The 11,910-nt window shown below is 64.4% G+C and carries 10 protein-coding genes; 4 read left to right on the forward strand and 6 right to left on the reverse strand.

The features are described from left to right. The first annotated feature begins 142 nt into the window (after positions 1-142). Both ACK41V_RS07760 and ACK41V_RS07765 read left to right on the forward strand, forming a co-directional pair. Complete coding sequence (locus ACK41V_RS07760; protein ID WP_409780177.1) at positions 143-1,849, forward strand: hypothetical protein; 1,707 nt, start codon at positions 143-145, stop codon at positions 1,847-1,849. A 195-nt stretch (positions 1,850-2,044) separates the two neighbouring features. Further along, the gene (locus ACK41V_RS07765) at positions 2,045-3,049 is read left to right on the forward strand and encodes a PhnD/SsuA/transferrin family substrate-binding protein (RefSeq protein WP_409780180.1); all 1,005 of its coding nucleotides are present in this window, start codon (positions 2,045-2,047) and stop codon (positions 3,047-3,049) included. Positions 3,050-3,092: 43 nt separating this feature from the next. Here ACK41V_RS07765 and leuD read toward each other — a convergent pair whose 3' ends face one another. The 4 genes from leuD to ACK41V_RS07785 are packed head-to-tail and all read right to left on the reverse strand — an operon-like array spanning position 3,093 to position 7,089. Then, complete coding sequence (gene leuD / locus ACK41V_RS07770) at positions 3,093-3,752, reverse strand: 3-isopropylmalate dehydratase small subunit (protein ID WP_409780183.1); 660 nt, start codon at positions 3,750-3,752, stop codon at positions 3,093-3,095. After that, the gene (gene leuC, locus ACK41V_RS07775) at positions 3,749-5,167 is read right to left on the reverse strand and encodes a 3-isopropylmalate dehydratase large subunit (RefSeq protein ID WP_409780186.1); all 1,419 of its coding nucleotides are present in this window, start codon (positions 5,165-5,167) and stop codon (positions 3,749-3,751) included. The genes leuD and leuC overlap by 4 nt, the downstream gene beginning before the upstream one ends. Next, a complete protein-coding gene (locus tag ACK41V_RS07780) occupies positions 5,164-6,069 on the reverse strand; it encodes an alpha/beta fold hydrolase (protein ID WP_409780189.1) in 906 nt (301 codons plus the stop codon). Before ACK41V_RS07780 ends, leuC begins: the two co-directional genes overlap by 4 nt. Positions 6,070-6,093: 24 nt before the next feature. Next, entirely contained in the window at positions 6,094-7,089 is a 996-nt protein-coding gene (locus ACK41V_RS07785) for a tripartite tricarboxylate transporter substrate binding protein (RefSeq protein ID WP_409780192.1), read from the reverse strand. Positions 7,090-7,213: 124 nt separating this feature from the next. Here ACK41V_RS07785 and ACK41V_RS07790 point away from each other — a divergent pair, with 124 nt between their 5' ends. Beyond that, positions 7,214-8,113 carry a LysR family transcriptional regulator gene (locus ACK41V_RS07790; protein ID WP_409780195.1) on the forward strand — a complete coding sequence of 300 codons (900 nt, stop codon included), beginning with the start codon at positions 7,214-7,216 and terminating at the stop codon, positions 8,111-8,113. A gap of 376 nt (positions 8,114-8,489) precedes the next feature. Next, entirely contained in the window at positions 8,490-9,086 is a 597-nt protein-coding gene (locus ACK41V_RS07795; protein WP_409780198.1) for a lipocalin family protein, read from the forward strand. 154 nt (positions 9,087-9,240) lie between these two features. Here the strand turns inward: ACK41V_RS07795 and ACK41V_RS07800 are convergent, their stop codons facing one another. Further along, entirely contained in the window at positions 9,241-10,869 is a 1,629-nt protein-coding gene (locus ACK41V_RS07800) for an ABC transporter ATP-binding protein (RefSeq protein WP_409780201.1), read from the reverse strand. Next, the gene (locus ACK41V_RS07805; RefSeq protein WP_409780204.1) at positions 10,866-11,909 is read right to left on the reverse strand and encodes an ABC transporter permease; all 1,044 of its coding nucleotides are present in this window, start codon (positions 11,907-11,909) and stop codon (positions 10,866-10,868) included. Before ACK41V_RS07805 ends, ACK41V_RS07800 begins: the two co-directional genes overlap by 4 nt. Between the last annotated feature and the right edge of the window lies 1 nt (position 11,910).

The raw sequence follows: 11,910 nt of genomic DNA on the forward strand, positions 1-11,910 counted from the left end.
GGACACGCAGCATCAAGGGCTTTCACGCAGAGGCTCTGAGAATGCGCGACGGACACACCACGGAACGGGGGTGATACGCTGGGCACCAGCGTTCTGTGGTCGGCCCCGGCACCAGACCGCCGAAGCCCTGAAAGGCCCGTTCTTGATAGCCCTTGCCGCAACGATTTTCCGCTTCCTGCTGCGCCACCTGGTGGCCTTTGTGCTCATCTGTGCCGTGCTGCTCTTCGGGAAATGGGCCTGGGCCGAGTGGCAGGCGCACCAATCGTCCCAGGCCGAACTGGCGCAGCTGACGGCGGCCAATGACCGCATTGCACGCGACCTAAACACACTGACCACCGCAAGCCAGGGCCGCATGGCGACGCTTGCCTCCGCATCGCTTGACACGCTGACGGCTCGCATCGATACCGTAGACCAGGAGACGCGGCGCAAACAGCTTGAGCGCCAGAAGGCCAGCGCCATCGGCCCGGTTCTCAAGGGCCAACCCATCGTGGCGCACCAGTGGGACGGCATGCGGCTGGATGCCGAGATTTACCTTCTGAATGCCGAACGCCGACACCTTCAGGAACTGAGACTGCGGCTGCAAGCCACCCAATCGGCGCAAGCGCGCCGCGCAGAACTGGAGCGCTTGCGCCTTGTCCACCAGGGCCTGTACACCCAATGGCAGGCCGCCCAACGGGAGCGCGAGGCCCTGGAGCAGAGCCACCCGGTGGCGTGCCGCCTGGGCATCGGCGGCATCGGCTCCACCGAATACCGGCAATGTGAGCAGCTCAGGGCGATGCAGGCCCAGTTGCTGGCCGAAAACCAGCGCGCGGCCGAGGACTACCAGCGTCAACACGCCCTGGCGCAGGCCATACAACCCCTGCCGCCCCTGGAGGCTTTTGCACCACGCCAAAGCGACATTGATGCCCTGCTGGGACCGCTGCGCGAGCGGCAGACAGCACTGCAGAACCTGCGCGCGGGCAATTGGTTTGTCAGGCTGTCGCAGCCACTGCGGGATATTTTTCCCGCGGCCTTGCTCATCCTGTTGGGGGTCATCTTCACCCCGCTGGCCCTCAAGGCGTTGTTCTATTTCGTGCTGGCGCCGCTGGCCGCGCGGCGACCACCGGTGAGGCTGCTGCCAGACAGCCTGGGTGAGCTGGCATTGGAATCCCACCTGTCCGCCGTTTCGCGCGAGGTGACGGTGGACCCGACGCATGAGCTGCTGTTGCACCCCGACTTCCTGCAAAGCGCATCCATTGCGGGCCACACCGACACCTGCTGGTTGCTCAACCGCCGTTTTCCCTTGACCAGCCTGGCGTCCGGCATGGTGGCACTGACCCGCATCCGCACCACGGCGCCTGCGACCTATGTGGTGTCAGCCACCCAAGACGCCCACAGCGAAATCGGTGTGCTGGTGTTGCCCGCAGGTGCCGCGCTGGTGATGCAGCCGCACAACCTGGTCGGCGTGCTGCAGCAGCGCGGCGTGCCCGTGCGCATCACCTCGCATTGGCGGCTGGGCAGCCTGCATGCTTGGCTCACGCTGCAGCTGCGCTACCTGGCGTTTCACGGCCCTGCGCAGCTCATCGTGCAAGGCTGCCGGGGCGTGCGTGTGGAGCCTGCACACACCGGGCGCAGCGTCAGCCAGGCGGCCACCATCGCGTTCAACGCCAACTTGGGGTATTCCACGCGCCGTTGCGAAACATTCATTGCCTATGTGCGGGGCAAGCAGGCGCTCTTGAACGATTCCTTCCAGGGAGACAAAGGGTTCTACGTGTACGAGGAAATGCCCCATTCCAGCCAGCACGATGGGGGCCCGGCACGGTGGTTTCAGGGACTGGCCGATTCGGTGCTGAAGGTGTTCGGGATTTGATCCTGCCAGGCTGCGCCCGAGGGGCATTGCAGGAATGGTCAAGGGCAAGGCGAGTCGCGCGCGTTACCAGCGGCGCAGGGCCTTCATGCATACTCAGAAACCCGGGTTCAGCGCAGGCAGTTCCGTCACCCAGGGCTACCCCCCGCCGCTGATGCCCCGGTCACGCGACCCAATAAAAACCGGAGGGAAATCACCATGCGATTCGATACACGCTTTTGCGCACTTTTGTCTGGCGCCACACTGATGCTGGGCCCCGTGGCCGCGCAAACCGACAATGCCGCCACCACGCCCCAGGCCCGTGCGGCAGCCGCCCGCGCAGCCGCAGCACCATCACCCGCCCCCAGCTTTGGGGGCCCGCGCGAAAAGCTGGTGGTGGCCATGCCCAAAACCTATGCCAAGAGCGAAACCATGTTGTTGTGGGGCGACTACTTCAACCACCTGGCGCGCTGCGGCAACCTTGATCTGCAGAACATCCACGGCGAGTCGCTGGAGCGCAGCACCAACATCGACACCCTGGGCGAGAAAGAGCTGATCGACGGCATCGTGACCGGCAAGGTGCAGTTGGCCCAGGTCAACCCTGGCCTGGTGCCGCAACTGGTCAATGCTGGCCAGCCCGCTCCGTTTGGCGTGCCCGGCAACAAGGCCAGCGGCAAACGCAACTCGTACACGCTGATCCTCATCTCCCGCGTGGACAGCCCGTTTACCAAGCCCCAGGACCTGGTGGGCAAGAAGATTGCACATTCCACCCCTACCTCCAACTCCGGCAATCTGGCCCCACGCGCCCTGTTCCCGGCCCTGGGCCTGCAGCCCGATCAAAACTACGAAGTGGTGTTCTCCAACGGCCACGAGCGCTCGGTGACGGGTGTGATGCACGGCTTTTACCCCGCCGCCGCCGTGGCCAGCGACCTGTACCAGCGCATGGTGCTCAAGGGTGATGTGAAGGGATCGAGCATCCGCACGCTGTGGGAGAGCCCGCCGTTCATGACCGAAACATGGACGCTGGGCAAAGAGGTGTCGCCAGACCTGCAGGCGCGCGTGAAGAAGTGCTCGTACAGCTACAACTTCTCGCCCAAGCTGCGCCAGTTGCTGCCGGGCAACGACACCTTCTTGCCCATCAACTTCGAGCGCGATTTTGCGACGGTGATGGAGGTCTATACCAAGACCCTGGCGGCACAAGCGGGCAAGGGCGCGGCCAAGTAGTCAGTCCGGCGGCCACCAACCGCTGCCCGGCATTGAGATAGTTTCAACCGACCGTGGTGACAGACAGCCGGTCGCGCGTGCGGCGCGCCACGTCTTTCACCCACGGCTGGGCAGCCCAGTGTCTGTCGGCAAAATCGCGGATCTGATCGGCATATGCCAGCGACGCGCCAATCACATCCAGCCCCTGCAAAAACATCTGCTGGTGCCGGTCTGACAGCACAAAACCTGCGGTGTGTTGGGCGCTGCGCACCCGGCGCTGCACTACGTCGATCTCCAGCGCCAATGGACCTGGCTGTTCTGCGGCCTCGGCCATGAAAGCCTGCACATCACCCTCGGCCACCATCGCCAGCAGCAGGCCGTTGTTGAGCGCGTTGGAGTAAAAAATCTCGCCAAAACTCGACGCGACCACGGCCTTGAAGCCGTATTGCTGCATGCCCCAGACCGCATGTTCGCGGCTGGACCCGCAACCGTAGTTGGCGCCCGCAAGGAGCACATCCACCTTGGCAAACGCAGGCTGATTGAGCACAAAGTCCGCACGCGGGTGGCCTGCGCCATCAAAGCGCAGGTCGTACAGCAGGCCCGGCGCCAGACCTGATTTGTCAATTCCACGCAAAAACTGCTTGGGCATGATCTGGTCGGTATCCAGGTTGGGCGTGGCCAGCACGGCGGCTTGGCCGCGCAGGATACGTTGGTCGATCGTCATGCAGCGTTCTCCAGTGCTCTCACATCGGTAATGCAGCCTGTGATGGCGGCTGCGGCGGCCATGGCCGGGCTCATAAGGTGGGTGATCGCGCCCCGGCCCTGCCGGCCTTCAAAGTTGCGGTTGGTGGTCGATGCACAGCGCTGGCCGGGGGCCAGCACGTCGTCGTTCATGGCCAGGCACATGGAGCAGCCGGGCTGCCGCCATTCAAACCCTGCAGCCTGCAGCGCGGCAGCGATGCCTTCGGCCTCGGCCTGCGCCTTGACCGCACCCGACCCGGGTACAACCATCGCGCGGACACCCGGCGCCACATGGCGCGTGCCCACGACCCGGGCGACTTCACGCAAGTCTTCGATGCGCGCGTTGGTGCATGAGCCGATGAACACGTGCTGCACAGGCACCCCCAGCAACGCTTGCCCGGCGCGAAGTGCCGTGTAGCGCAAGGCCTGCTCGGCGCTGCTGCGCTGGGTGGCGTCGGCCATGTGCGCAGGCACCGGCACGGTGGAGTCGACGGCCATGGCCTGGTCGGGGCTGGTGCCCCAGGTCACGTAGGGCGCCACGTCCGTGGCATCGAAAAGGTGTTCTGCATCAAACATCGCGTCCACATCACTGTGCAGAGTGGCCCAGTGCAGCAGGGCCTGGTCACGCCACGCGCCTTTGATGTCTGGGGCGCGCGTCAACACGTAGTCGATGGCCTTGGCGTCGGGCGCAATCAGTGCGCCGCGTGCGCCCGCCTCCACCGCCATGTTGCACAGCGTAAAGCGCGCCTCTACCGACAACGCATTGATGGCGCTGCCGCAAAACTCCACCACATAGCCGCGCGCCCCCTGGGCGCCGATGTGGCGGATGACCATCAGGATCAGGTCTTTGGCGGTGGTGCCGGTGGGCAGCATGCCATCCACCCGAATGCGCATGTTCTGCGCCAATCGGTAGACCAGCGTTTGCGTGGCTAGCAGGTGCTCGACCTCCGACGTGCCAATGCCAAAACCCAGGGCGCCCAGCGCACCGTAGGTGGTGGTGTGGCTGTCGCCGCAGAGGATGACCATGCCAGGGCGCACCATGCCGTGCTCGGGCGCCACCACATGCTCGATGCCTTGCAGCGGGTCGTTGGTGTCGAACAGCGGGATCTGGTGCCGCTCGCAGTTGACTTTGAGGTTGCGCGCCTGCAGGGCAGAAGGCGGGTCTTGAATGACGCGTTGGCGCACGGGGTGCGTGGGGATGATGTGGCTGACCACCGCCACGTTCTGCCCCGGCATGGGCACACCCCGCCCCGCATCGTGCAGCCCGGCAAATGCTTGCGGGCTGGTGTATTCGTTCATCAGGTGCAGGTCGCAGAACAGCAGCACGTTCTGCGCATCCAGCACCGCCACCGTGTGCGATGCAACCAGCTTTTGGTACAGGGTTTGCGGATCGGTCATGGCGTAGCTTCCAGCAAGAAGGGCAAGGCGGCAGCCAGCAGTGCATCAGGTGCCTCTTCAGCGATGTAGTGACCACAGGGCAAGGCGTGGCCGCGCACGTCGGCCGCCACGCGCTGCCACTCCGCCAACGGATCGAAGCACTGGTGCACCACCCCTTGCGCGCCCCACAGGGCCAGCACGGGCATGGGCAACTGGCTCCCGGCATCGCGGTCGGCACGGTCGTGCACCAGGTCGATGCCAGCGGCTGCGCGGTAGTCCTCGCAGATGCCGTGGGCCGTGCCCGGCAGCGCCAGACAGCGTGTGTATTCGGCCAGCGCCCGCGCGTCAAACGGCGCCAGGCCCGCGCTGCGGCGTCCCATCACGTCGCGGATGTAGGCGGCGGGGTCTGCCTCTATCAACCGTTCGGGCAATGGCGCAGGCTGGATCAAAAAGAACCAGTGCCAGTAGGCGCGCGCAAAAGCGTCGCTGGTCTGCTCGTACATGGCCAGCGTGGGTGCGATGTCGAGCAATACCAGGCGCAACACGGCCCCGGGGTGGTCAGCCGCCAGGCGGTGCGCCACGCGGGCGCCGCGGTCGTGCGCCAGTACCGCGAAGCGGGCGTGGCCCAGGTGTTGCATTACAGCGAGCATGTCAGCGGCCATGGTGCGCTTGCTGTACTGCGCGTGGTCTGCACCACCTGCTGGTTTGGCCGAATCGCCGTAGCCGCGCAAATCTGCCAGCACCAGCGTGAATTGCTGCGTCAGTGCAGGGGCCACTTTGTGCCAGATCGCGCTGGTTTGCGGATGGCCGTGCAGCAGCAACAAGGGTGGACCACTGCCACCCACCAGCGCATGGATGTGATGGCCATCGGGCGTGGGGATGCGGTGCACCGCGAAGTCGGGGAACAAGGGGGTATCAGTCATCGTGGGTAAGTGGCGGGGAGGCTGTCAGTCTGCGGAGATGCCGCGCTCCTTGATGAGCTTGGCCCACTGCGGCAATTCAGCCTCGACCCGGGCTCTTGCTTGCTCGGGAGTGGAAGGTGTGGGGTCAAAACCGTCTTTGGTCATGCGCTCTTTCAGCGCGGCGGTGCCAAGCGCCTGGTTCAGCGATGCATTGAGTTTGTCGATGATGAGCTTGGGCGTGGCCGCCGGAGCGAACACGATGAACCAGGTTTCAAACGCGTATTGGGGGACACCTGCCTCTGCAATGGTGGGCACATCGGGCATCAGCGCAGACCGTTTTGGACCGGTCACCCCCAGGGCACGCAGTTTGCCCGACTGCACATGCGGCTGGGCAGCCGACAGGACCGGAAAGCTCAGTGCCACCTGGCCCGACATCGTGTCGATCAACGCCGGGCCGCCGCCGCGGTAGGGGATGTGAACGATAGGCACGCCCGCCACCGCCTTGAACAGCTCGGCCGACATGTGGAAGGTGCTGCCGGCACCCGCCGACCCATACGAGTATTTGCCCGGCTGCGCCTTGAGCAACGCCACCAGCTCCTTGATGTTGTTGGCGGGCAGGCTGCTGTTGACCACCAGCACATGTTGCGAGCTGGCCACCAGTCCGATGGGGGCCAAGTCCTTCAGAGTGTCATACGGCATCTTGACCATGAGCGCAGGGTTGATCGCCAGCGAAACGGTCTGCAGACCGATGGTGTAGCCGTCCGGCGCGGCCTTGGCCACCATGTCCACACCGATGTTGCCGCCCGCGCCGCCCTTGTTCTCGATAAAAAGCGAACCGCCCAGCGCTTTGCCCCACTCATCGGCCACCAGTCGCGCCGCGATGTCGGCACTGCCACCAGGCGCATAAGGCACCACCAGCTTGACGGCCTTGGTGGGGTAGGTCTGCGCCAAAGCAGTAGCGGGCAGCGCAGACAGCAGGGCCAGGGCTCCGGCGAGGGCCAAGCGGCGGGTGGGGAAAGTCCCGTTGGACATGCATTTCATGATGGTTTGTCTCCTGCAGAAGGTTGTTGTGTTCTGTCAGGGTGGATCTTATGAGTGATTCAAAATCACATAAAGTCATTCAAAATCACTTTATTCATAACTCGAAAGCACGAATAAGGCCGCGATGGACACCTTTTCCGACCTGCGCTTTTTTGCCTTGCTGATGAAAGAAGGCAGCCTGGCCGCCGCCGCGCAGCAGATGGGCATCACGCCACCTGCGGCCAGCCGCCGGCTGGCGCAGCTGGAGCATCGGCTGGGCGTTCGGCTGCTGCACCGCACCACCCGGCGCATGAGCCTGACGCCCGAGGGAGAGACCTACCTGCTGGACGGCGCGCGCATCCTGTCGGACCTGGAGGCGCTGGAGCGCACCGTGGCGGGTGCGCGCAGTTCGCCGCGGGGGCTGATCAAGCTGGCGGCGACCCTGGGCTTTGGCCGCGTGCACATCGCGCCTGCCCTTTCCGCATTTGCCCGCGCGTACCCCGAGGTCGAAGTGCAACTGCACCTCACCGACCGCCCCATCAATCTGGTGGAGCAAGGCTTTGACGCCGCCATCCGGTTTGGCGACCTGCCCGATTCCCGCCTGACGGCCCGCAGACTGCTGGCCAATCAGCGCGTGCTGTGTGCCTCACCGGACTACCTCTCTAGCGCTGGCGAACCCACCCAGCCCACAGATCTGCTGGGTCACCAGTGCATCGTGATTCGGGAAAGCGACGAAACCTATGGCACATGGCACCTGCGCCAGGGCGACCAGCAACAAACCGTGAAAGTGCGCGGCATGCTCAGCAGCAACGACGGCGAAGCGGCCACCCACTGGGCGCTGGAAGGTCACGGGGTGTTGCTGCGGTCCGAATGGGATGTCGAGCGGCACCTGCAATCGGGCCAGCTGCGCCGCGTGTTGCCTGCGTGGGCTCTGCCACCGGCCGATGTGACGCTGGTGTACCCGAGCAAAAGCGATTTATCGGCCAAGACACGGGCGCTGGCAGACTTCCTCAAGCACTGGTTCGACAGGGATCGCCGCGATTGACGGCGAATCCCTGGGCGCAGTGTCCGGCGCATGGAAAACTCCTGATTTGATAGCTATCAGCGCTTTACTGATAAGCGGTAGCGGTCAAAAACACTCAAAAATCAGCGCCCAACCCCAAAACACCCAACACTGGTGCGCTGATTGAGCCACCCCCCGCTTACTGCGCCCCGTCGCCTTTTAGTTCCCTGCACCGCGCTCGCCGACACAGGCTGACAGCACGCTCCTACAAGGCGAACAGGGGGCGCTGTCTACATTCAGACACAGAGGCCACGGCAGCACGTTGCGCCACCGCAGCCTCCCCCAACACCAACGCCATCGCCAACACACGCCGCGTTCTTTGCAAGTCCACAGAACGCCCCAGCCCAGGAGAAGACCCATGCGCATTTACAGCCCACCCCTTCGCCATTCGCCCTGGCCGCTGATCACGGCTGCTGCCGCGTTGATGGCGGTGCTGGCGCTGTCTGCCTGCTCCACGCCGCGGACTCCCGAGGGGATCAAGGCGGTGAGCGGGTTTGATGTGGACCGCTACGCCGGTCACTGGCATGAAGTGGCGCGCATCGACAACTCGTTTGAGCGGGGCTTGACGCAGGCCACGGCCACCTACACCCGCAATGCAGACGACACCCTCAAGGTCGTCAACCGCGGCTATGACCCGGTGCGCAAGGAATGGAAAGAGGCCGAAGGCACGGCCCGCTTTGTGGGTGAGCCAGACCGCGCAGCGCTGAAGGTTTCATTCTTCGGGCCGTTTTATGGCGGCTACAACGTGGTGGCGCTGGACGAAAACTACCAGTGGGCCATGGTGATCGGGTCCAACCGCGATTACCTTTGGATCCTGTCGCGGACGCCCACCCTGCCCTGGCATGTGCGTGATCACCTGATGGAACGGGCGCAGGCGATGGGGGTGGATGTGAGCAAGATCGTGTTTGCGCCCCCGGCGGGCGAGCAGCACGCCCGGCAGGCCGTGCGAACCTGAACCGGTTCAGCTGGGGAGCTGGTTTTGGATGAGTTACGCCCCACAAGCTGTGGGCTTGGCACTTGGCCTTAACCAGGCTCAATTACTACGCTATTGATAGCTACTAGCGCTTTACCATCAAGCGCTAGAGGCCAATTTCATTGATATTTCTGGCCTAGACTGTCACGGTAGCCGCTGCCACCAGCTTCTGGGTGTACGGGTGCTGCGGCGTTTCCATCACTTCGGTGACGGTGCCGCTTTCCAGCACCGCACCATCTTTCATCACCAGCACGTCGTGCGCCATGGCGCGAATCACGTCCACGTCGTGCGTGATGAGCAGATAGCTCAGCCCCTTTTCTTTTTGCAGACGCTGCAGCAGGCCCAGCACCTGCTGCTGAATGGTGACGTCCAGCGCGCTGGTGGGTTCGTCCAGCACCAGCACCTGGGGCTGCACGATGAGCGCGCGCGCAATGGCCAGGCGCTGGCGCTGGCCGCCAGAGAACTCGTGCGGGTAGCGCTCCAGCAGGCGCGGGTACTGCGCCTCGGCAAGCCCTACCTCGGCCAGTGCCGTCTCCACCCGGGCGCGGCGCTCGGCCACGGTCAGCGTGGGCGCGTGCACCTTCAGACCTTCGCCGACGATCTCCTCGACCGTCAGGCGTGGAGACAACGACGAAAACGGATCTTGAAACACCACCTGCACGCGCCTGCGCAACTGCTGGTTGGCGGGCGTGTTGCGCATGGCGGGCTGCTGCCATGCCTGGCCGCCCACCTGCAACTGCCCTGCATAGGGCAGCAGACCCAAAATGGCCTGTGCCAAGGTGGACTTGCCCGAACCCGATTCGCCCACCACCCCCAAGGTTTGCCCCGGCAGCAGTTGCAGCGTGGCGCCTTGCACCGCCACAAACTCGCCCTTCTTGAACCAGCCACGCACACCGGGCAGCGGTGTGGGGTACACCACGCGCAGATCCTGCGACTGCACCACCGGTGCCGTGCCCACAGGCGGGTCGGCCTCCACCACATCGCGGCGGGGCTGGCTGGCGATCAGTCGGCGGGTGTAGGCATGCTGGGGCGCACCAAACACTTCGGCCACGGGGCCCTGCTCTACCAGCACGCCCTGCTCCATCACGGCCACGCGGTCGGCAAAGCGGCGCACCAGGTTCAGGTCGTGCGTGATCAGCAGCACCGCCATGCCGGTCTGGCGCTGCAAGTCAGACAGCAAATCAAGAATCTGCCCCCGCAGCGTCACGTCGAGTGCGGTGGTAGGCTCATCGGCCAGCAGCAGCTTCGGGCTGCTGGCCAGCGCCATGGCAATCATCGCGCGCTGACGCTGCCCGCCGCTGAGCTGGTGCGGAAAACTGTTGGCGCGGCGCGCGGGCTCGGGGATGCCGGTCTTGGCCAGCAGCTCGATGGCGGCTTGCGCGCACTGGGCGCCGGTCAGGCCTTTTTTGAGCTGCAGGATTTCAGCGATCTGCATGCCAATGGTCATCAGCGGGTTGAGGGCTGTCATGGGTTCTTGGAACACCATGGCGATGTCGCCACCGCGCACGCCACGCATCTCGCGCTCCGTCAACGCCAGCAGGTCGCCGCGACCTTGCAGGTGCGCCTGACCGGTAATGGCGGCATCACCCGCCAAGCGCAGCAGGCTCAGCGCGGTGATGGTCTTGCCCGAGCCGGACTCGCCCACCAGCGCGAGCTTTTCGCCCGCCGCGATGCTGAAGTTGACGCCCCGCACCACCTCTTTGGAGCCAAAACGAACATGCAGATCCTGCACCTGCAACAAAGGAGTCTGGGCCGATGGTTTCACTGGTCGGCCTTTCGGGGGTCGAGGGCGTCGCGCAAGGCATCGCCCATGAAAGTCAGCAGCAACAAGGTGGTCACCAATACCGCAAAGGTAGACAGCGAAATCCACCACGCATCAATGCTGTTCTTGCCCTGGCTCAGCAACTCGCCCAGCGACGGCGTACCGGGCGGCACGCCCAGGCCCAGAAAGTCAAGCGAGGTCAGCGCCAGAATGGCTGCGCTCATGCGGAACGGCAAAAACGTGACCACCGGCGTGAGGCTGTTGGGCAAGATGTGGCGCCAGATGATCTGCGCATTGCCCACACCCAGGGCGCGCGCGGCTTTCACGTAGTCGAGCTGGCGGTTGCGCAAAAACTCGGCCCGCACATAGTCCGACAGCCCCATCCAACCGAACAGCGACAGCAGCACCAGCAGCAGCGCAATGCTGGGCGCAAACACCGCGCTGAAGATGATGAGCAGATACAGCTCAGGCATGGAGCCCCAGATCTCGATGAAACGCTGAAACGCCAAGTCGGTTTTGCCACCAAAAAATCCCTGAATGGCACCCGTGACCACGCCCAGAAAAACGCCCGTCACGGTCAGCGCCAACGCAAACAGCACGCTCACCCGAAACCCATACAGCAGCTGCGCCAGCAGGTCCCGCCCCCGGTCATCCGTGCCCAGCCAGTTGTCACCGGTGGGCGCCGAAGGATTGGGCGACTTGGCAAAGTAGTTGAGCGTGTTGGGGCCGTACGGGTTGATGGTGTAGAGCGCCCAGTTGCTACCTGAGGTGAGGCGCTCTTTGATGAAAGGGTCGAGGTAGTCGGTGGGGGTTTCAAAGTCGCCGCCGAAGGTCTTTTCGGGGTAGTCCTTGAGCATGGGGAAATACGTCTGCCCCTCGTAGCGCACCACCAGCGGCTTGTCGTTGCTGACCAGTTCAGCGCACAGGCTGAGCAGCACCAGGGTGCAGAAGATCAGCAGGCTCCAGTACCCCAGCCGGTTGCGCTTGAAGCGCAGCCAGGCGCGGCGCGAGGGGGACAGGGAAACAGGGGCAGCGTTTGTCATG

Source organism: Acidovorax sp., from assembly GCF_046291265.1.
GTDB lineage: Bacteria > Pseudomonadota > Gammaproteobacteria > Burkholderiales > Burkholderiaceae_C > Acidovorax.